17 protein-coding genes are annotated in these 21643 nt (G+C 69.8%); all 17 read left to right on the forward strand.

Features of this window, described 5'->3' with window-relative positions; all coding sequences use genetic code 11:
- The first annotated feature begins 404 nt into the window (after positions 1-404).
- Positions 405-1598 (forward strand): ROK family transcriptional regulator, encoded by a 1194-nt coding sequence (locus M6444_RS17215; protein WP_298330177.1) that lies wholly within the window; start codon positions 405-407, stop codon positions 1596-1598.
- 231 nt (positions 1599-1829) lie between these two features.
- Positions 1830-3929 (forward strand): PQQ-dependent sugar dehydrogenase, encoded by a 2100-nt coding sequence (locus tag M6444_RS17220; RefSeq protein ID WP_298330180.1) that lies wholly within the window; start codon positions 1830-1832, stop codon positions 3927-3929.
- Between the two features lie 471 nt (positions 3930-4400).
- Positions 4401-5768 carry an ROK family protein gene (locus M6444_RS17225; protein WP_298330185.1) on the forward strand — a complete coding sequence of 456 codons (1368 nt, stop codon included), beginning with the start codon at positions 4401-4403 and terminating at the stop codon, positions 5766-5768.
- A 17-nt stretch (positions 5769-5785) separates the two neighbouring features.
- A complete protein-coding gene (locus tag M6444_RS17230; protein ID WP_363326411.1) occupies positions 5786-7270 on the forward strand; it encodes a sugar ABC transporter ATP-binding protein in 1485 nt (494 codons plus the stop codon).
- Positions 7267-8331: an ABC transporter permease gene (locus tag M6444_RS17235; RefSeq protein WP_298330191.1), complete on the forward strand. Its 1065-nt coding sequence runs from the start codon at positions 7267-7269 to the stop codon at positions 8329-8331. Before M6444_RS17230 ends, M6444_RS17235 begins: the two co-directional genes overlap by 4 nt.
- A 59-nt stretch (positions 8332-8390) precedes the next feature.
- Positions 8391-9455, forward strand: coding sequence for a substrate-binding domain-containing protein (locus tag M6444_RS17240; RefSeq protein ID WP_298330194.1), 1065 nt, complete (start codon positions 8391-8393; stop codon positions 9453-9455).
- Between the two features lie 100 nt (positions 9456-9555).
- Complete coding sequence (locus tag M6444_RS17245; protein ID WP_298330196.1) at positions 9556-10758, forward strand: Gfo/Idh/MocA family oxidoreductase; 1203 nt, start codon at positions 9556-9558, stop codon at positions 10756-10758.
- A 271-nt stretch (positions 10759-11029) separates the two neighbouring features.
- Complete coding sequence (locus tag M6444_RS17250) at positions 11030-12190, forward strand: inositol-3-phosphate synthase (protein WP_298330199.1); 1161 nt, start codon at positions 11030-11032, stop codon at positions 12188-12190.
- A gap of 46 nt (positions 12191-12236) precedes the next feature.
- Positions 12237-13124, forward strand: coding sequence for an SCO3242 family prenyltransferase (locus tag M6444_RS17255; RefSeq protein WP_363326412.1), 888 nt, complete (start codon positions 12237-12239; stop codon positions 13122-13124).
- Positions 13121-13993, forward strand: a complete 873-nt coding sequence (locus M6444_RS17260; protein WP_298330204.1) for a sugar phosphate isomerase/epimerase family protein — start codon at positions 13121-13123, stop codon at positions 13991-13993. The genes M6444_RS17255 and M6444_RS17260 overlap by 4 nt, the downstream gene beginning before the upstream one ends.
- Positions 13994-14083: 90 nt before the next feature.
- Positions 14084-14734, forward strand: coding sequence for an EboA domain-containing protein (locus tag M6444_RS17265; RefSeq protein WP_298330206.1), 651 nt, complete (start codon positions 14084-14086; stop codon positions 14732-14734).
- Positions 14734-15612, forward strand: coding sequence for a TatD family hydrolase (locus M6444_RS17270; protein ID WP_298330210.1), 879 nt, complete (start codon positions 14734-14736; stop codon positions 15610-15612). The genes M6444_RS17265 and M6444_RS17270 overlap by 1 nt, the downstream gene beginning before the upstream one ends.
- A 5-nt stretch (positions 15613-15617) precedes the next feature.
- Entirely contained in the window at positions 15618-16790 is a 1173-nt protein-coding gene (gene eboE / locus M6444_RS17275) for a metabolite traffic protein EboE (RefSeq protein ID WP_298330213.1), read from the forward strand.
- Positions 16791-16875: 85 nt separating this feature from the next.
- Entirely contained in the window at positions 16876-18276 is a 1401-nt protein-coding gene (locus M6444_RS17280) for a nucleotide pyrophosphatase/phosphodiesterase family protein (RefSeq protein WP_298330215.1), read from the forward strand.
- A gap of 84 nt (positions 18277-18360) precedes the next feature.
- On the forward strand, positions 18361-19368 hold the full coding sequence (locus tag M6444_RS17285; protein WP_298330218.1) for a sugar phosphate isomerase/epimerase: 1008 nt from the start codon (positions 18361-18363) through the stop codon (positions 19366-19368).
- 70 nt (positions 19369-19438) lie between these two features.
- On the forward strand, positions 19439-20410 hold the full coding sequence (locus M6444_RS17290) for a sugar phosphate isomerase/epimerase (RefSeq protein WP_298330220.1): 972 nt from the start codon (positions 19439-19441) through the stop codon (positions 20408-20410).
- Between the two features lie 180 nt (positions 20411-20590).
- Positions 20591-21643: a sigma-70 family RNA polymerase sigma factor gene (locus M6444_RS17295; RefSeq protein WP_298330222.1), complete on the forward strand. Its 1053-nt coding sequence runs from the start codon at positions 20591-20593 to the stop codon at positions 21641-21643.

The following is a 21643-nucleotide window of genomic DNA, read 5'->3' on the forward strand; positions in this document are numbered from 1 at the left end:
CGCCGCGGTCGCCAGCGAGGTCGCGGACGAACAGGTCCGCGCGGCGTTGCTGGCGATGGGGGAGGCGCTGCGAGTTCAATAGTGATTCATAGGTGCGCCGGGACCGGGGAGGGCCCGGCCCCGGCGCACCCGCCCCCGACAACCACCGGCTGACGTGGCACGCCGAAAGCGACCGCGTGGCACGGTGAAAGTGACCAAGCGCGCCTGAAATGTCGCGTTGGTGGAGCATTTCAGCGTGCCACGCCAGGCGGTTGGGTGCGGAGGGCGTGCCAGGCGAGGCGAGGCGGGGTGAAACGCACCGGCTGAGATGGCCGGGGTGTCGGCTTCGGCCGGGTGTCGGCTTCGGCCGGGGTGTCGTGGGGCTTTCGACAACGTGCTTCGAAAGCCGTGGCACGATGGGTGGCATGACGCATTCGCTCGCCGGGCGACCCGAGAACGCGACCCAGGCGAAGGTCCTCAAGCTCCTGCGTGACGAGGGTCCGCTGTCGCGGGTCGAGCTCGCTGACCGGTTGGGTGTCTCGCGTACGACGATGGCCAGCGAAGTCGGGCGGTTGACCGAGCTCGGCCTGGCCGAACCGGCCGGCCCGGCCGCTTCGCGCGGCGGGCGGCGCTCGACGATGGTCGATCTGTCGGCCGACGTGCGCTTCGTCGGTATCGCCATCGGTGCCACGGCGATGTCGGTGGCCCTGACCGATGGCCGGCTCACGGTGCTGGGGCAACGCTACGTCGACATGGACGTGCGGCAGGGCCCGGAGCACGTGCTGGCCCACGCGCTCGAGCTGACCAGGAAAGTGCTGGCCGAGCGTGGTATCGAACGTCCGTCGGGCGTGGGCATCGGCGTTCCCGGTCCGGTCGACTTCCACGGCGGCGTGCCGGTGTCGCCGCCGATCATGCCGGGCTGGGACGGCTACCCGGTCCGGGACGCGATGGCCCGCGAGCTGGGCTGCCCGGTCCTGCTCGACAACGACGTCAACGTCATGGCGCTGGGTGAGCAGCATTCCGGGGTGGCCAAGACCGCCCGCGACTTCCTGTTCGTCAAGATCGGCACGGGCATCGGCTGCGGCATCGTCGTCGACGGCCAGCTCTACCGGGGCGTCGACGGATGTGCGGGCGACATCGGGCACATCCGTATCGAGGAGTTCGGCCCGACGTGCGCCTGCGGCAACACCGGGTGCCTCGAGGCGTTCTTCGGCGGGGCTGCCCTGGCTCGCGACGCGATCGCGACAGCCCGGGCCGGGCGCTCGCCGGCACTGGCCGCCTTGGCTGCGGAGAAGGGTGAGCTGACCGCCGCGGACGTCGCGACGGCGGTGGCCCAAGGCGACGCACACGCGGTGCAGCTGATCCGCGACGGCGGTCACCGGGTGGGTTGGGTGCTGGCCAGCCTGGTGTCGTTCTTCAACCCCGGGCTGATCGTCATCGGGGGCCGGGTGGCCCGGCTGGGACACCCGCTGCTCGCAGAGATCCGCGGCGTGGTCTACCGGCGATCGCTGCCGCTGGCGACCGGAAATCTGCCGGTGGTGCTCAGCGAGATGGGTGACGACGGCGGCGTCGTCGGTGCGGCCGCCCTGATCAGCGACGCCATCTTCGCCGCGCCCTAGCCATACCCTCGCCGCGCCCTAGCCACACCCTCGCCACACCGAGCGTCGTCTCGCGCGCCCCTCACCATGCCGCCGTGCGCTCTGCCGCGGCAACTTTTCCCGTTTAACACGCGTTCTTTGCCCGCCTTGTGTCGAAACATTTTCAACAGTCTTGACACTTCCGAAAGGTGAGGTTTATCTGAGGGGCAGCCGAACCCAGCGATCGGAGGCAACATGCGCAGAGTCGTAGGGATGGTAGGCGGGGCTCTCATCGCCCCGGCGCTCGTCGCGACTCCTGCTGCCACGGCGCAGCAGCAGGTCACTCCACCACCGGACTCGCAGTTCCAGAAGGTCACCCTCAACGACCGGCCGGGCGAACCAATGGACTTGGCGGTCCTGCCGGACGAACGCGTCCTGCACACCACCCGGGCCGGCGACGTCTGGCTGCACGACCCCGACACCGGCGTGAACAGCCTGGCCGCGACCATCGACGTGTATCAGCACGACGAAGAAGGCCTGCAGAGCATCGCGGTCGATCCAGGATTCAACGGAAAAGACAACCGTTGGGTGTACCTGTATTACTCGCCGCCGCTGGACACCCCGGTCGACGACCCGTCGACGCCGGACGTCAACGAAGGCGACGCGCCGTTCTTCGGTACGCCGGAAGACTTCGAGCCGTTCGAGGGCGTCATCCGGCTGTCGCGGTTCGAACTCGACGGCGACGATCTGGATCTGTCCAGCGAACAACAGATCCTCGATGTGCCGGTCGATCGCGGGATCTGCTGTCACGTCGGTGGTGACATCGTTTTCGACAGAGCCGGGAACCTCTATCTGTCCACCGGTGACGACACCAATCCGTTCGAGTCCGACGGGTACACGCCCATCGACGAACGGGCCGACCGCAACCCGGCGTTCGACGCGCAGCGCAGTTCGGGCAACACCAACGACCTGCGCGGCAAGGTCTTGCGCATCCACGTCGAGGCGGACGGCTCCTACACGATCCCCGAGGGCAACCTGTTCGAGCCGGGTACGGAGAAGACCCGTCCGGAGATCTACACGATGGGCTGGCGCAATCCGTTCCGGATCGAGATCGACCCCAAGACGGACACGCTGTACGTCGGCGACTACTCACCCGACGCCGCCACGGCGGATCCCGAACGCGGGCCTGCCGGCACGGGCAAGTGGGCCGCGGTGACCGAGGCGGGCAACTTCGGCTGGCCCTACTGCGCGACGGCGGACTCGCCCTACGTGGACTACGACTTCGAGACGGGGGAGTCCGGAGCCGAATTCGACTGTGCGGCGCCGGTCAACGATTCGCCGCACAACACCGGCCTGACCCAGTTGCCGCCGGTGACGCCGCCGGACGTCTGGTACCAGTACGGCGAGTCCGCGGAGTTCCCCGAGCTCGGTGAGGGCGGCATCGGCCCGATGGGCGGACCGGCCTACGACTTCGACGTCCGCAACACCCGCGGGCGCGCGCCGGTCGCCTGGCCGGAGTACTACGACGGCGTGGCACTGTTCTACGAGTGGACCCGTGACTACGTGAAGGCGTTCCACCTCGACGGCCCCGGAGCTCCGACCACCATCGAGGACGTCCTGCCGTCCTTGGTCTTCGACAACCCGATGGACATGGAGTTCGGCCCGAACGGCGCGTTGTACGTGCTGGAGTACGGCGACGGGTACTTCGCCGAGAACGAGACGGCCCAGCTGTCGCGCATCGACTACATCGGCCCCGGCGGCAACCATGCTCCCGAACCCCAGATCGCCGCGGAGCCGTCGGCCGGCAAGGCCCCGTTGACCGTGCAGTTCTCCAGCGCGGGCACTGCGGACGCCGACGGCGACAAGCTGCTGTACCGGTGGGACTTCGACGGTGACGGACGCGTCGACTCGACCAAGGAGAACCCGTCGTTCACCTATGAGAACAACGGCGCGTACAGAGCGACGCTGCAGGTGATCGACATCGGCGGACGCGACCGGCGTAAGTCGGCATCTGCAGACGTCGAGGTGGTCGTGGGCAACGACCGTCCCGTGGTCGAGTTCGTCACGCCGACCGAAGGCGACACGTTCTCGTTCGGCGACACGGTCGAGTACGAGGTTCAGGTCACCGACGACCAGCCGGTCGATTGCTCGCGCGTGACGGTGAATTACGTCGTCGGACACGACGACCACGGCCATTCGCAGTCCACGGCGTACGGCTGCACCGGATCGTTCGTGACGACCGTCCCGGGCGGGCACGATCCGGAGCACGACGAGATGCGCGGCGTGTTCAACGCCAGCTACACCGATTCCGGAGAGGGTGACCTGCCGGAGCTGACCGGCAGCGCCCAGGTGGTCCTCGTCCCCGAGGACTGACGGCCGGCCCAGCTCGCGGTGATCGTCGGCGCACTGTCAAGGGCCATCGGGCCCCACGGCGCGCCGACGGTCGCCGCGAGTTGCGGCTCTACTTTGTCCACGAGTCTGCGTAAGTCGGACGGCCTTTGCGAACTGATCGTCCGCCGGATCTAGGTTTCTGCCCGTGGCGTGGCTGAACTGTTACGCGCGGCACACCGAGTGAGCCGACGGTGGAGACAGCCTGCTCACGCTCGGGTGCAGCGGCCTGGTCTAGAGAATCACTGCAGGTTGCGGCGTCAGGCGGCGAGCTCGGGTGCGATACACGTCCGGCCTCGGCCGTCCGGAGGTGCGCCGCGCGGCCGAAAAGAAAGTCCCGAACAGCTCTTGACCGGGCAGTGGTTCGTTCCTAGTTTGTTTGTTCATCCGACGAACGAGAGTGAGCTGGCTCACCTCGTCGCCCAACCGGCGTGATCGAGTGGGAAGGGGTTCGGCATGGACGACGGACACCTTCCCGACCGCCTGGCCGCCCCCTTCGACCACGTGTCGTTGCGGCGGCACAACCTCGCCGTGGTGCTGGGCAAGCTGCGCGACGGCGGTCCCCGGTCACGCGCCCGGATCGCCACCGACACCGGCCTGAACAAGGCGACCGTGTCGAGCCTGGTCGCCGAGTTGAGCGAGCTGGGTCTCGTCCGCGACGGTGACGTCGAACGCGCCGGCGGCGTCGGAAGGCCGGGGCAGACCGTCGAGGTCGACGGCCGGGTCTGTGGTCTCGGGGCCGAGGTGAACGTCGACTACATCGCCGTACTGGTGCTCGACCTGCGCGGGGACGAGGTGTTCTACCGGCGCATCCCGGTCGATGTACCCAGTCTCGGTGCTCAGCGCACCCTGGACGAGCTCGCGCGCGCCATCCGGTCGACGGTGGCCGACGCCCGCACCGCAGGACGGTACGTCGCCGGGGTCACCGTGGCGCTGCCCGGCATGGTCGAGACCGCACCGGGGGTGCTGCGGCACGCGCCGAACGTCGGGTGGCGCGACATCGGCGTGGCCGACGGGCTTTCGGCCCGGCTGGCCGAACCGGCCAGCCTCGACGGCCCGGACAGCCCGGACAGCCCAGACAGCCCGGACGGCGCGGGAAGCCTCGAGCCGATCCGGATCCCGATCCGGGTGGACAACGACGCCAACCTCAGCGCGCTGGCCGAGTACGTCATGGGCAGCTCGGCCGGGGTGCCCGACCTCGTCCACCTGACCGGAGAGACCGGCGTCGGCGGCGGTGTGATCGCCGACGGCACCCTGCTGCGCGGCAACCACGGCTTCGGCGGCGAGATCGGCCACATGCCCATCGGCGATCCCAACCAGCCGTGCGGCTGCGGACGATTCGGCTGCTGGGAGACCTCCGTCGGGTTGTCCGCGCTGTTGCGCGAGGTCGCCAACCCCGCCGACACGATCACCGACCCGTCGGTCGACCTCGAGGTCCGCCTGCACGAGATCCGCCGCCGCGCCCAAGTGGGTGACGGGCGCACGCTGCGCGGGCTCGAAGCGATCGGTACGTCGCTGGGGCTGGGCGCGGCGATCCTGGTCGACCTGCTCAATCCGCGGGTGATCGCCCTCGGCGGCTACTTCGCGGTGCTGGGTGAGTACATCCTGCCCGCGATGGAGGCCGAACTGGACCAGCGTGCGGTGTTGCCAGGCCGGGGCGGATGCCGGATCGAGCTGTCCTCGCTCGGGTTCAAGGCCGCGTGCCGCGGTGGTGCCCACGTCGCGCTGGAAGCCGTCCTCACCGATCCGGCGTCGGTCGCCGCCACGCCGGGCGCACCCGCATCGGCTGACGCCGTCGACGAGCTCACCGGAGGTGTGGCGTGAGGCAGCCACTGCTCGAGATGAAGGGCATCGTGAAGGTGTTCCCGGGCGTGCGAGCGCTCGACGGCGTCGATCTCGAGGTACAGGCCGGCGAGGTGCACTGCCTGCTCGGGCAGAACGGTGCCGGCAAGTCCACGCTGATCAAGGTGCTGGCCGGGGCGCACCAGCCCGACGAGGGCGTCATCACCTGGCAGGGCGAGCAGATCCGCCTGCCCAACCCGTTGGCGGCGCTACACCAGGGCATCGCGACGATCTACCAGGAGCTCGACCTGGTCGACGGGCTGAGCGTGGCCGAGAACATCTACCTGGGTCACGAACACGCCACGGCCGGTTTCGCCAAGCGCGGCGACACCGAACGCGCGGCCGCGGACCTGCTGGCCCGACTCGGTCATCCGGAGATCTCGCCGCGTACCGAGGTCGGCACCATGTCGGCTGCGGGCAAGCAGATCGTGAGCATGGCCCGCGCGCTGTCCCACGACGTCAAGCTCATCGTCATGGACGAGCCGTCCGCGGTGCTCGACCAGGAAGAAGTGGGCCAGCTGTTCGCGGTCATCCGCGACCTCGTCGACCAGGGCGTCGCCGTCGTGTACATCTCGCACCGACTCGAGGAGATCCGTCAGATCGGGCATCGAGTCACGGTGCTCAAGGACGGGCGCACCGTCGCCACCGGGCTGGACGCGCGCGAGACCCCCACGGCCGAGCTCATCCGCCGGATGACCGGGCGCAACGTCGAATACGCCTTTCCCGAGCGCACACCAGTGCCCGACGACGCCGAGGTCATGCTCGACGTGCGCGAGCTCAGCCTTCCCGGGGCGTTCTCCGACGTGAACCTGCAGGTCCGGCGCGGTGAGATCGTCGGGCTGGCGGGCCTGGTCGGCTCGGGCCGATCGGAGATCCTCGAGGCGATCTACGGCGCCCGTAAACCGGCCACCGGTTCGGTGTCCGTGGCCGGGCACAAGCTGCGCCCCGGGTCGGTCCGCTCCGCCGTGACCGCTGGTGTCGGGCTGGCTCCCGAGGAACGCAAGTCGCAGGGGCTGCTGCTCGACGAGGCGATCTACCGCAACGTCAGCCTCGCGACGCTCACCCGATTCGCCCGCACCGGATTCGTCCAGCGCACCACCGAACGCGAGGCGGCGCGCGAACACGTCCGTGCGCTCGACGTCCGCCCACCTGATGTCGACCGGGCCGCGCGGACGCTGTCGGGCGGAAACCAGCAGAAGGTGGTCCTGGCGCGCTGGCTGCTGCGTGAGTGCCGAGTGCTCCTGCTGGACGAACCCACCCGCGGCGTGGACGTCGGCGCCCGCAGCGAGCTCTATGCCTTGGTGCATCAACTCGCGAACGACGGGGTGGCCGTGGTGCTGGTGAGCAGCGAGATCCCCGAGGTCCTGGGGCTGGCCGACCGGGTGTTGGTGCTCAGCGACGGTCGGATCGTCCATGCGGCGCCGGCCGACCAGATCGACGAGCACCAGGTCCTCGACCTGGTGATGGAAGGGAGCCCAGCGTGAGCGATCAAACGCCGTCTCCGCCGACCGCCACGCCGCCGGCGGACGAACACCGCAGGGTCGAAGGAGCAGCCGCCGAGGCATCGCCGCGTTCGGCGTTCGCCCGGCTCATGAGCGGCTCGGTCGGCCTCAACCTGGGCATGATCATTGCGCTGGCGTTGCTGTGCGTCGTCGGCGCGGTCACCGCCGGCGACCGGTTCGTCGACGTGAACAACGTGCTGACGATCCTGCGGCTGGCCGCGGTGATCGGCGTGGTCAGTATCGGCATGACGTTCGTGATCATCGGCGGTGGCTTCGACCTGTCCGTCGGGGCGATCGTCGCGCTGGCCTCGGTATGGGCCACGACGTTGGCGACTCAGCGGATGGCCGAGGACACGCACTGGATCATGATGGTCGTCGTGGCGCTGGCCGTCGGCACCGGGTGCGGCATCGTCAACGGTTTGTTCATCGCCTACGGAGGCGTCGCTCCGTTCGTCATGACGTTGGCGACGTTGGCCGCCGCGCGCGGCCTGGCCGAGATCATCTCCGGCAAACGGAACCAGATCGTTCAAGATCAGGCGTTCGTCGATTTCATGAACGGTCGCGTCCTCGGGATCCCGATGCTCGTCTGGATCTTCGCGGTCGTCTGCGTGATCGGCTGGGTGTTGCTCAACCGAACGACCTTCGGGCGGCGCACCATCGCCGTCGGCGGCAACGCGACCGCGGCCCGCCTGGCCGGCATCGCCGTGAAACGGCACACCCTGATGCTCTACGCCCTGCTGGGCTTGGCCTGCGGCCTCGCCGCGATCATGCTGATGGCGCGCACCACGACGGGTTCGGCGACGCACGGTTTGCTGTACGAGCTGGACGCGATCGCCGCCGTGGTGATCGGGGGCACTCTGCTCGGCGGTGGCCGCGGCACGATCGTCGGCACGATCTTCGGCGTGCTGATCCTCAACACCTTGACCAACGTGTTCACCCTCAACAACCTCGACACTTCCACGCAGGCAGTCGCCAAGGGCGCGATCATCGTCGTCGCCGTGTTGCTGCAGCAGCGTGTCGCCAGGCGCAACGACACCAGTTGACCGGCCCCCCAGCCGTTTCCCGAGCGTCGCCCGGGATCGATCACCACGAGGAGAGTTCCATGTCCGTTCCAACGAATCGGCCGTTCCGCCGGTTGCTGGCGACCGCGGCCTCCGTGACCGCGGCGTGCGCGCTCGTGGTCGGCTGCACCAGCAACGAACCCGAGGAAGAGAGCGGCGGTGACGACGGCGGCAACGCCGAACCCGCCGCCGGTAGCAACGACGAGCCGGGCGAGGAGATCGTCATCGGCTTCTCCGGACCCGAGGCCGACCACGGCTGGCTGGCCGCGGTCAACGACTCGGCCATCGCCGAGGCCGAAGAGTTCGAAGACGTCGAACTCCGGGTGGCCGAAGGCACGAACGACGCCAACCTGCAGATCAGCCAGGTCGAGACGTTCATCAACGAGGAAGTCGACGCCATCGTCATCCTGCCGACCGACGGCGCCCAATTGACCCAGGTCGCCACCCGGGCCATGGAGGCCGGCATCCCGGTCGTCAACGTCGACCGCGAGTTCTCCAGCCCGTTCGCCGCCCGGACGACGATCTTGGGCGACAACTACGGGATGGGTGTCTCGGCCGGCACCTACACCTGCCAGCTGATCGAAGAGAACAACATCGAAGACCCGGTCATCGCCGAGATCGCCGGCATCGACTCGCTGCCGCTGACCCAGGACCGCTCGCAGGGCTTCGCCGACGCACTGGACAAGTGCGGCCAGACCGTCGACAACCGGGTGGCCGCCGAGTTCACCGTCGAGTCCGGCGAAGCGGCCGCGTCGAACCTGCTGCAGGCGGCGCCGCAGATCGACGTCATCTGGAACCACGACGACGACCAGGGCGTCGGCGTCAAGCAGGCCTTCGACAACGCCGGGCGCGACGAGTTCTTCTTCATCGGGGGAGCGGGCTCGGCCAATGCGATGCGCTGGATCGAGGCGGGCGAGATGGAGGCGACGGTCCTCTACCCGCCGACACAGGCTGCCGACGGCATCCGGCTGGCCCGGTTGCTCGCGCAGGAGAAGGGGATGTCGGACCTGGTGCAGACCGACGTGCCACGGCGGATCGTGCTGAACGCACCGGTCGTGACCGCCGAGAACGTCGACCAGTACATGCACCTGGGCTTCGAGTCCTGATCATCCACGTCGGCCGTGACGACGCGGGAGGGCGAACCGGGAACCGTCTCGGTACCGCGTCGTCAGGGCCGTCCGTGCAACACGAACGGAAGGCACACACATGACGCTTGACGGTAAGCCGACGCTGGGGATCGGCATGGTGGGGTACTCGTTCATGGGAGCCGCCCACTCCCATGCTTGGCGCGACGCGCCGAGCTTCTTCGACGTCGCGATGGTGCCACACCTGCGGGTGATCTGCGGCCGGAACGAGGACGCGGCTGGCGAGGTGGCGCAGCGGTTCGGCTGGCAGCACGTCGAAACCGACTGGCGGCGGATGATCGCCCGCGACGACGTCGATCTCGTGGACGTGTGCACGCCGGGTGACACCCACGCCGAGATCGCGATCGCGGCGCTCGAGGCGGGCAAGCACGTGCTCTGCGAGAAGCCGCTGGCGAACACGGTCGACGAAGCCGAAGCGATGACCCGGGCCGCGGCGAAGGCGGCGGAGTCGGGCGTACGGAGCATGGTCGGGTTCACCTACCGCCGGGTGCCGGCCATCGCCTTGGCGCGCAAGCTCGTCGCGGACGGTGTGGTCGGCCAGATCCGCCACGTCCGCGCGCAGTACCTGCAAGATTGGGTCTCCGACCCGGAAACGCCGCTGAACTGGCGGCTGCAGAAGGAGCGGGCCGGCTCCGGGGCGCTGGGTGACATCGGCGCGCACATCGTCGACCTCACGCAGTTCATCACCGGCGAACGCATCACCGGTGTCAGCGCGATGATGGAGACGTTCGTCAAGGAACGCCCGGTCGCGGAGTCGACCGGGGTCCTGGGGACCGGAGCCGTGGCGGCCTCGGGGGGCGCCTCGGTGCAGAAGGCCCCGGTGACCGTGGACGACGCCGCGGTGTTCCTGGCGCGGTTCACCGGCGGTGCCATCGCGACCTTCGAGGCGACCCGGTTCGCCTCCGGGCGGAAGAACTCGATCCGCATCGAGGTCAACGGCTCGTCGGGGAGCATCGCCTTCGACTTCGAAGACATGAACGTCCTGCAGGTCTACGACCACACCGCCGACCCGGCTCGCGGCGGCTTCACCCGCGTGCTGGTCACCGAGCCCGACCACCCGTACCTGGCCGGCTGGTGGCCGCCCGGCCACGTGCTCGGTTACGAGCACGCGTTCACCCATCAAGCACTCGACCTGGTCAACGCGATCGCCGCCGGTGAAAACCCACAGCCCTCGTTCGCTGACGGCCTGCGAGTCCAGCGTGTCCTGGCGGCCGTGGAGGCCAGCGCCGCGGCGAAGAGCGTCTGGACGGAGGTCGGCGCATGAGGACGCCGGTGCCGACGGCTCCGGGCCATGACGACCCTCGCAAATAGCCCGCACCACCTCATCAAGGAGGAGACGTCACCATGAGAGTCCCAAGCCCGCTCGGCCGTCAGCGCCGGACCGGACATCGGTGCCCTGGCACCTCGGCCCTGCCAGCACGCACCGGACCGGACTCTCGTGGTCGGCGGGGGGCCGGCAGCGACCGTCCCCTGGCCCCGGCGCCGGAGGTCAGCGCTCCACTCCGGCGCCGGGGTGCACGCAGCGGAGGTCACCGATGAGCGGCCCAGCGGGCAAGACCGGGGTCTGGTTCATCGGTGCTCGCGGCTCGGTGGCGACCACCACGATCGTCGGCGCTCTGGCCGTGCGTGCCGGGCTCGCCGAGCACACCGGCATGGTCGGCGAGCTCCCGGATGTCGCCGTGGCCGGGCTGACCGGTGTCGACGACCTGGTCTTCGGTGGGCACGAGCTGGCGACCGGAAGTCTGGGCAAGCGCGCGGAGGAACTGCGCGGCGGCGGGGTGCTGCCGACCGCGGTGGTGGCCGCGGTGGCCGACGAGCTCGCCGCCGTCGACGCGCGGATTGCCGCCGGAGTCGTACCGGGCGCCGGCGCGCAGCGGGCGGCGGCGGACCGCGTGGAAGCCGAGCTGCGGGCCTTCCGGTCCGACCACGGCCTCGACCGGGTGATCGTCGTCGACGTCTCCAGCACCGAGCCGCCGCCGACGGCCGCACCGGCTCTCGATGATCTCGCTCTGCTCGAGGCGGAGCTCGACGCCGGGGGCGCGCCGTTGCCCGGCAGCTCGCTGTACGCCTACGCCGCCCTGCGAGCCGGCTGCCCCTACGTCGGGTTCACGCCCAACCCCGGGCCCCGGTTGCCGGCGCTGAGCGAGCTGGCCGAACGCGAAGGCCTGCCCTGGGCCGGGTCGGATGCCAAGACCGGCGAAACCTTGCTGAAGACCGTTCTGGCGCCGATGTTCGCCATGCGTGCGCTGAAAGTCCGGTCGTGGTCGTCGACGAACCTGCTCGGTGGCGGTGACGGGCAGACGCTCGCCGATCCGGTGGCCGCGGCCAGCAAGACCGCCACCAAGGCGCAGGGACTGGAAGCCATCCTCGGGCATCCGGTCGACGGGCCGCTGCACATCGACTACGTCCCTGACCTGGGGGACTGGAAGACCGCCTGGGACATGGTGTCGTTCGAGGGCTTTCTGGGCACTCGGATGTCGCTGCAGTTCACCTGGTCCGGCTGCGATTCGGCGTTGGCGGCCCCGCTGGCACTGGATCTGGTCCGGCTCGTCGCCCGGGCGCACGAACTCGGCCAGCGCGGGCCGGTGTCCGAGTTCGGGTTCTTCTTCAAGGACCCGGCCGGCACCGACGAACACGGGCTGAGCGACCAGTGGCGCAGTCTCACCGCCTGGTGCTCGCAAGCGGCCAGGGCGTGAGCCGATGGCACTTTCCATGCAGCTGCGTGGTGGGCCGGGGCAGAGTATGCGCTGGCGCGACGTCGCGGAGCTCGTGCGCGCGCCGGCGGCGTTCACCGTGCCGGGCGACGGTCTGGCCGGTGCCGCGGCGGCGGGATTTCCCTACGGGCTGCGTACCGGGCTGATTCCGCTGTCGTCGGCGTGCCTGTATTGGGCCGGCATGGCGCTCAACGATTACGCCGACCGCGACCTCGACCGCGTCGAACGGCCCGAACGGCCGATTCCGTCCGGGCGGGTCCGTCCTCGACAGGCCATCGCGTTGGCTACCGGGTTGTCCGCTGCGGGCCTCGGCCTTGCCGCAGCGGCCGGCGGACGCCCAGCGCTACGCGTCGCCGTGCCGCTGACCGCCACGGTCTGGACCTACGACCTCGTCGCCAAGTCCACTGCGACGGGTCCGCTGGTCATGGCCGCCGCGCGCGGACTCGATGTCCTGCTCGGCGCGGGCGGGCGGCTGCGTTCAGCCGCCTGGCCCGCGTTCACCGTCGCCGTCCACACCGCCGGTGTGACGGGATTGAGCCGCGGCGAGGTGCACGGCACCTCCGCGGCCGCCGGTCGGCTGGCGACGGTCGCGACCGCAGCCGCGACCGTCGCCGCCACCGTGCCCAGGGACGGGTGGGCGGCTACGTTCCGCCCACCCGCACGCAACCTGGCGACGGTCGGTGCCGCGGTGGCATCGGCCGGGGTGTACGCGGCCTCGGTGGGCCGGGCGCAGTGGGCGGCGGCTTGCAGCCCGGACGCGGCGACCGTACGCCGGGCCACGGGGACCGGGATCCGCGGGCTGATCCCCCTGCAAGCCGCACTGACGGCGCGCACGGGTGCACTCGCGGTCGCCGCCGGCGTCCTGGCGGCCGCTCCGCTGGCCAAGCTCGCCTCCAAGGTGGTGTCGGCGACATGACGCTGCGCCTGGGATACGGCACCAACGGATTCGGCAGCCACCGCCTCGACGACGCGCTCGCGGTCATCGCCGGGATCGGCTACGACGGCGTGGCGCTCACCGTCGACCAGCCCCACCTCGACCCGTTCGCGCCCGACCTGTCGGCGCGCACTGCCGCCGTCGGGCGCAGGCTGGCCGAGCTCGGGCTCGACGTGGTGATCGAGACCGGCGCACGCTACGTGCTGGATCCGTGGCACAAGCACGAGCCGACCCTGGTCTCCGACAGCGGCCGCGAACGGCGGGTCGACCTGCTGTGCCGCGCGGTGCGCATCGCCGCGGACCTCGGTGCCGAAGCGGTGTCGTTCTGGGCCGGGACGCTGCCGCCGGGCGTCGACGACGCCGAAGGCTGGCGCCGGTTGGTCGACGGCGTCGGCGCGGTGCTCGACGAAGCCGCTCGGCGCGGAGTGGTGTGCGCCTTCGAACCGGAGCCGGGCATGTTCGTGGACACCGTCAGCGGCGTGCTGGAACTCCGCGAGCGACTCGGCTCGCCCGAGCACTTGCGCGTGACGCTCGACGTCGGGCACACGGTGTGCAACGAGCCCGCACCCGTCGACGAGTGCGTCCGGCAAGCCGGCGGGTTGCTCGCCAACGTCCAGCTCGACGACATGCTGCCCGGTGTACACGAACACCTGGAGTTCGGCGACGGCGAGCTCGACCTGCCCGCCGCGCTGAGTGCGCTGGTCGACGTCGGCTATACCGGGCTGGCCGCCGTGGAACTGCCGCGCCACGGTCATGCCGCGCCGGTGGTGGCGCAGCGATCGTTCGACGCCCTGCGCGCGGCGATGCCGGAGGCGAGCCAGGCCGCCGCGGCCCGGGAGGCCGGCCCATGATCTCGCCTGGATGGCCCGGTCACACCTCGGGTTCGCGTGTCTTGCACCGGAGGAACCTCATGATCATCGGACACCGTAGGAGGACGTGCGATGAACACCATGATCGACCATGCCGCGCCACACCTCGACGACGCTGCCCGTGCGCGGCTGGCTGAGCTCGTCGAGGAGTTGAGCGCCCAGCCGAGCAAGATCTCCGGCGTCTTCCCGGCGGTGGGCCGCACCGTGGCCCGCGGCCCGAGTGACCCGGCCGACCCCGACGGTCTGCGCACGCCGCGGTTGGAGGACGAAGCCCGCGCAGTTTTGCTGCAGGCGGTGGCCGCGGCGTGGCGTTCGGAGCCGGACCGGTTCGCCACCGAGTTGGCCGCGTTGTACCGCTTCGGCGACGCCGACGAGAAGCGCGGGGTGCTGCGTGCCTTGCCGACGCTGAACATCGGGACGAGCGGGCTCCCCATCGTCGCCGACGCCCTGCGGACCAACGACCTGAGATTGATCGCCGCGGCCATGGGTCCGTATGCCGCCGAGCACCTCGATGGCGACTCGTGGCGGCAAGGCGTGCTCAAGTGCCTGTTCGTCGGCGTCCCGCTCGAGGCGGTGGCCGACTTGCACCGCCGTACCGACGCCGAGCTGGCCCGGATGGTGGCCGATTACGCCGCCGAACGCGGTGCGGCCGGGCGGTCCGTGCCGTCGGATGCCTGGCTGGTGCTCAACCACGGTGATGCCGGCGCTGAGAAGGAGAACTGATGCGCATCTACGACCCCCACATTCACATGACGTCGCGCACCACCGACGACTACGCCCGGATGTACTCGGCGGGGGTGCGAGCGGTCACCGAGCCGGCGTTCTGGCTGGGCCAGCCGCGCACCAACGTCGGGTCGTTCTGTGACTACTTCGATTCACTCCTGGGCTGGGAGCGGTTCCGCGCAGCGCAGTACGGCATCAAGCACCACTGCACGATCGCGCTGAACCCGAAGGAGGCGAATGACCCGCGCTGCGTCGAGGTGCTCGAGCTCCTGCCCCGGTATCTGGCGAAGGACGGCGTCGTGGCGGTCGGCGAGGTCGGGTTCGACTCGATGACCGACGACGAAGAGAAGGTGTTCGCCCGCCAGCTCGAGCTGGCCGGCGAGCATGACCTACCCGTCCTGGTGCACACGCCGCACCGGGACAAGGCCGCCGGTACGCGCCGCACCCTGGAACTGGTCGCCGCGAGTGGGCTGCCACCGGAGCGGGTGCTGGTCGACCACCTCAACGAGACGACGGTCGCCATGGTGGCCGACTCCGGCTGCTGGATGGGCTTCTCCGTCTACCCCGACACGAAGATGGACGAGCACCGCATGGTGCGCATCCTCGCCGACCGCGGCCTGGAGCGCATGATCGTCAACTCCGCGGCCGACTGGGGGCACAGCGACCCGCTCAAGACCGTCGCCACCGGGCGCGCCATGCTCGAGCACGGGTTCACCGCCGCCGACGTGGACCGGGTGCTCTGGCAGAACCCGGTGGACTTCTACGGCCAGAGCGGGCGGTTGCTCCTCGACGACGACACCACGGCCACCGGGCCGACAGCGACGTTCGAGGGCAACTCCGTCCTCCGGGGACAACGCCCGAGCGGCCAGGAGGACTGAGTCCGATGCGGTTCCGGCACCCCGACGGCACGATCGTGCACCTGGCGTATTGCACGAACGTGCATCCCACGCATGACGTCGAGGCGCTGATCGACCAGCTCGTCCGCTACGGCGGCGGGGTGCGTGAGCGCCTTGCCGCCCCGCGCCTGGGGTTGGGGCTGTGGCTGCCCGCTCCGGTCGCCGCCCGGCTGGCCGGCGAGGCCGACATCGCACGTGTGCAGGAGGCGCTGGACGCGAACGGGCTCGAGGTCGTCACCTTGAACGCGTTCCCGTACCAGGGCTTTCACGATCGCCAGGTGAAGAAGGCCGTCTACCACCCGGACTGGGTGGAGCAGGCGCGGCTGGACTACACGCTCGACTGCGCGGCGGTCCTGGCCCGGCTGTTGCCCGACGACGCTGCGCGCGGCAGCATCTCCAGCCTGCCGCTGGCCTGGCGTGACCCGTGGACGGCGCAACGAGAGCAGCAGGCTCTGGACCACCTCGGCCGGCTAGCTGACGGGCTGGCGAAGGTGGAGGCCGAGACCGGCCGGACCATCCGGGTCGGGCTGGAACCCGAGCCGGGCTGTGTCGTCGAGACCGTCCACGACGCCGTCGAGCGGCTGGGCGGGGTCGACACCGAGCGCATCGGGGTGTGCGTCGACGCGTGTCACCTCGCCGTCGAGTTCGAATCGCCGGACTCTGCACTGGCCGAGCTGGCCGGTTCCGGGTTGTCCGTGGTCAAGGCGCAGGCTTCGGCGGCGCTGCAGATCGACGAGCCGGGGAGCACGACCGCGCAGGCGGCGTTGCGGGCCTACGCCGAGGACCGCTTCCTCCACCAAGTCCGCGAGTGGTCCCGTGACCGGAAAGCCGGGCGGGACGATCTGCCCGAGGCGCTGGGCGGGCCGGCAGCCCTGCCCGGCGAGGGACCGTGGCGGGTGCATTTCCACGTGCCGGTGCACGAACATCCCGACCCGCCCTTGCGGGTCACTCAGGAGCACCTGACGGACACGCTCGGCGGATTGTTCGGCGCGGCCGGCGCCGTGACCGACCACGTCGAGGTGGAGACCTACACCTGGTCGGTGCTGCCGCAGGGGCGTCGGCCTGCCGGTGAGGCGGGCTTGATCGACGGGCTCGCCGCCGAGCTGAGGTGGACGGCGCGTCGGCTGACCGAGGACTTCGGACTGGAGGCAGTCGGGTGAGCTGCAGGCGGAGGTACGGCGAGCGCAGCGAGGTGTGCTGGAGCCGGAGGCGAGGCCGAGGCCGACCGATGGATGTGGAGGAAGTATGAACAGATTGCTCGTGCTCGACGTGGTGGGGCTCACGCCGAAGTTGCTGGAGCATGCTCCGGCGCTGAAGTCGATCGCCGACGACGGCTGGCAGGCCCGGCTGGACACCGTGCTGCCGGCGGTGACGTGTTCGGTGCAGTCGACGTTCCTGACCGGTCGGCGCCCGAGCGAGCACGGCATCGTGGGCAACGGCTGGTACTTCCGCGACTTGGGCGAGGTGTACCTGTGGCGCCAGCACAACCGCCTGGTGCAGGGCGAGAAGGTATGGGAGACCGCCCGGCGCACGCAGCCCGGTTACCGCGTGGCGAACGTGTGCTGGTGGTACGCGATGGGCGCCAGCACCGACTGGACGGTGACGCCGCGACCGATCTATCACGCTGACGGGCGCAAGTCGCCGGACTGCTACACCCGCCCGCCGCAGCTGCACGATGCGCTCACGTCGCGGCTGGGCCCGTTCCCGCTGTTCAACTACTGGGGGCCGACGGCGTCGCTGAAGTCCAGCGAGTGGATCGTGGGGGCGACGCAGCGGCTGCTGCCGCAGGCGGACATGACGTTGGCCTACATCCCGCATCTGGATTACGACCTGCAACGTTTCGGCCCGGACAGTCCCGAGGCTGTCACCGCCGCCCAGGATGTCGACCGCGTCCTCGCGCCGCTGCTGAGCCAGGCTCGTGACGCCGGAGCGACGGTGCTGGTCATGAGCGAGTACGGCATCACACCGGCGAGTACGCCGGTGCATGTGAACCGGGCGCTGCGCGAGTCGGGGTTCCTCGAGGTCTACACCCAGGCCGGCATGGAGTACCTCGATCCGTGGAAGTCGCACGCCTTCGCCGTCGCCGATCACCAGGTCGCGCACGTGTACGTCGGCGAGAACGCAGATCTGCAGGCGGTGCGGCGGGTGTGTGAGGCGTTGCCCGGCGTCGATCTCGTGCTGGACCGGGACGGCCAACGCGACTACGGGCTGGATCACGAGCGCGCCGGTGAACTCGTGCTGGTCGCGGCTCCCGAAGCGTGGTTCACCTACTACTACTGGACCGACGACGAGCGGGCCCCGGATTTCGCCCGTGGCGTCGACATCCATCGCAAGCCCGGCTACGACCCCGCTGAACTGTTCCTCGACCCCGCCGACCCGCGCGTGAAGCTCCGGGCCGGTCTGGCGTTGGCGCGCAAGAAGGCCGGGCTGCGCTACGCCATGGACGTCGTCCCGCTCGACGGGCGGTGGGTGAAAGGCACCCACGGCCGGCTGCCCGACGATCCCGACGATGGCCCCGTCCTGTTGTGCAGTGACCCTTCGACCGCGCGTGATCGGCTGGCCGCGACCGACGTGCGCGACCTCATGCTCGAACTCGCCGGCCTGCCGGCACCGACGCCCGCCCCCGAACCCTCCCTCTCGAAATGATCATGTTCACCAGGCAATTCCCAACGCCACTAGGCATGCACGCCTGGTGATGCACAAGAAGCCCTGGTGGTGAAAGGAGCAACCATGTCCCGACCGATCACGTTGTTCACCGGCCAATGGGCGGACCTACCGTTCGAGGAAGTCGCCCGCCTCGCTTCGGAGTGGGGCTACGACGGCCTCGAGATCGCGTGCTGGGGTGACCACTTCGACGTGTGGCAGGCCGCCGAGAACGACGCCTATGTCCAATCGCGCCGAGACATCCTGGAGAAGTACGGGCTCAACGTCTGGGCCATCTCGAATCACCTCAAGGGCCAGGCGGTCTGCGACGACCCCATCGACGCGCGGCACCGCGCCATCTTGCCGGACCGGATCTGGGGCGACGGCGATCCCGAAGGCGTGCGCCAGCGGGCCGCCGAGGAGATGAAGGTGACTGCCCACGCCGCGGCGAAACTCGGCGTGTCGACAGTCGTCGGCTTCACCGGTTCGTCCATCTGGAAGTACGTGGCGATGTTCCCGCCGGTGTCGCAGGACATGATCGACGCCGGCTACCAGGACTTCGCCGACCGGTGGAACCCGATCCTCGACGTGTTCGACGAGGTCGGTGTCCGATTCGCGCACGAGGTGCACCCGTCGGAGATCGCCTACGACTACTGGACCACCGTGCGCACGCTGGAAGCCATCGGGCATCGGGAGGCCTTCGGCCTCAACTGGGACCCCAGCCACATGGTGTGGCAGGACATCGATCCGGCCGGATTCCTCTGGGACTTCCGCGACCGGATCTACCACGTGGACTGCAAGGACACGAAGCTGCAGACGGGCAACGGCCGGTCCGGGCGGCTGGGGTCGCACTTGGCGTGGGCGGACCCGCGGCGCGGCTGGGACTTCGTGTCCACCGGCCACGGCGACGTGCCGTGGGAAGCGTGCTTCCGGATGCTCGGCGCGATCGGTTACGAGGGACCGATCTCGGTCGAGTGGGAGGACGCCGGAATGGACCGGCTGCGTGGCGCGGCCGAGGCGGTGCAGTACGTACGTTCGCGGTTCTTCGAACCCCCGGAGGCCGCCTTCGACGCAGCCTTCAGCTCGGGGGAGTAGCGGCAGTAGCCACCCTCGCGGCCTGGACGGCGCGGAGGTCACCAGTCATCTCGACGGAGAGGAGCACGACATGTGTTACGGAAACGACGGTCACGGCGCCTTACGGCGCTCACTGGCCGCCCGCGGGATCGACCGCCGTAGGTTCCTGCTCGCCTCGATGGCCGCTGGGGGAGCTGTCGCCTTCGGCGCGGGTGCCGCCGTACCCGCTCATGCTGACGCGCGGCCGGGGCGCCAGCCGGGACGTCCCGGCGGGCGCCCGGTACCGCCCGGGCTGATCAGCATTCAGCTCTACACCGTCCGCGAGGCGCTGGGCGGCGAGCCCGGGTTCGACGCGACGCTGCGCGCGATCGCCGAGTTCGGTTATCCGAAGGTCGAGCAGGCCGGCTACTACGGCCGTACGGCGCAGCAGTTGAAGGCGTTCTATGACGAGATCGGGGTGTCGTGCACGTCGAGCCATGACGGCATCAGCGGGTCTCGCCAAGAGCTCGACCAGAAGATCGAGAACGCCCTGACCCTCGGCCAGTCGTTCATCGTGGTGCCGTACCTGAACTCGGACGACCTCGACGACTGGAAGATGTGGGCGGAGCAGATGAACGCCGAGGCCGAGGTCGCGAGGTCCGCCGGGCTGCGGTACGGCTACCACAATCACGCGCACGAGTTCACCATCGATCTCGGCGGCGGCCGGACCCCGTGGGAGGTGCTGACCGAGGAGTTCGATCCCAAGCTCGTGCACCTCGAGATCGACATCTACTGGGCCGTCACCGGCGGCATCAACAGTGGTGACGGCGTCGACGACCCGGAAGGCTTCACCCTGGACGTGATCCGCCGGGCGCCGCAGAAGGTCCTGCAGTATCACGTCAAGGACCGCGATCCGGCCACCGGCGACATGGCCGACCTGGGGACCGGGCACATCGACTTCGCCCGGATCTTCCGGGGGCACCGGGTGCTGGAGTACATCATGGAGAACGACACGCCGGACGTGACGCCGTTGCAGACGGCGCAGGTCGGCTACGACTACTTGCGAGCGATTCGCCCCTGGTAGGACGTTTCGCGGCGGCCGGGGCGTGCGTCGTCCCGGCCGTCGACATGTGCAGGTTCACTCGGCTCGAACGCCGTGATCATCGATTCGCCAGAAGGGTAGATGCCGGTGCCTTCGGCAGGGCACACTTGGTGTCGAACCGAGGTGATGCCGGTGGTTCGTTCGAGGGTGGACAGTCCCACGGTGCCGTCCCAACGCGGCGAGCACCAGCGGGGTGGGTACGAGCAGGGCGGCGGCGAGCCCGGCGCGCGCGAGCCGGGGTCGTCAGAACGGCCCAGCGCGGTCGACGCGGGGGAGTTGCGTGCCGGTGCGTTCAGCACGAGCACGAGCACCGGTATCGATCTGACGCGGCAGTACTTGCGCCAGATCGGCCGTATCCCGCTGTTGTCGGCTGACGACGAGGTCCGGCTGGCCCGGGCCATCGAGGCGGGCCTGCTGGCCGAGGAGCAACTGGCGAGCACGAGCCCGACCGACCCGCACTATGACGACCTGACCGAACTGGTCCACCTCGGCCGCGAGGCCAAGGCTCGCCTGGTCGAGGCGAACCTGCGCTTGGTGGTCTCGGTCGCGCGGCGCTATGCCCGGCGTGGGCTGCCGTTGCTCGACCTCGTCCAAGAGGGCAATCTCGGCCTGATCCGCGCGGTCGAGCGCTTCGACTACACCCGCGGTTTCAAGTTCTCCACCTACGCCACCTGGTGGATCCGGCAAGCCATCAGCCGCGCGCTGGCCGAGCAGGGCCGCACGATCCGCCTTCCGGTGCATGTGGCCGACGAGCTGAATCGCGTGCTGCGGGCGTTGCGCTCGATCGCACAGAAGCAGGCGCGTGATCCCAGCATCGACGAGCTCGCCGAGGCGTCTTCGCTGCCGCCGGAGCGGGTGGTCGAGTTGCTGTCCTACGCCGACGAGCCGGTCAGCTTGCAGTCGCCGGTCGGTGAGTCCGCGGACAACTCGTTCGGTGACTTCGTGGAGGACTCCGACGCGCCGACACCGGACGAGCTGGTGGCCCAGGTGTTGCTGCGCGACCAGGTGGAGCAGGTGCTCGACGGGCTCACCGAGCGCGAACGCGCCGTGGTCCGGCTGCGTTACGGCCTGCACGACGGCCGAACCCGTACGCTCGAGGAAGTCGGGCGTGAGTTCGGCGTGACCCGCGAGCGGGTCCGCCAGATCGAGCACCGGACGCTGACGAAGCTGCGCCGCACCGAGTGGGCCAGCGAGCTGCGCGACTTCCTGTCCTAG

It is taken from the genome of Haloactinopolyspora sp., from assembly GCF_027324685.1.
Taxonomy (GTDB): Bacteria; Actinomycetota; Actinomycetes; order Jiangellales; family Jiangellaceae; genus Haloactinopolyspora.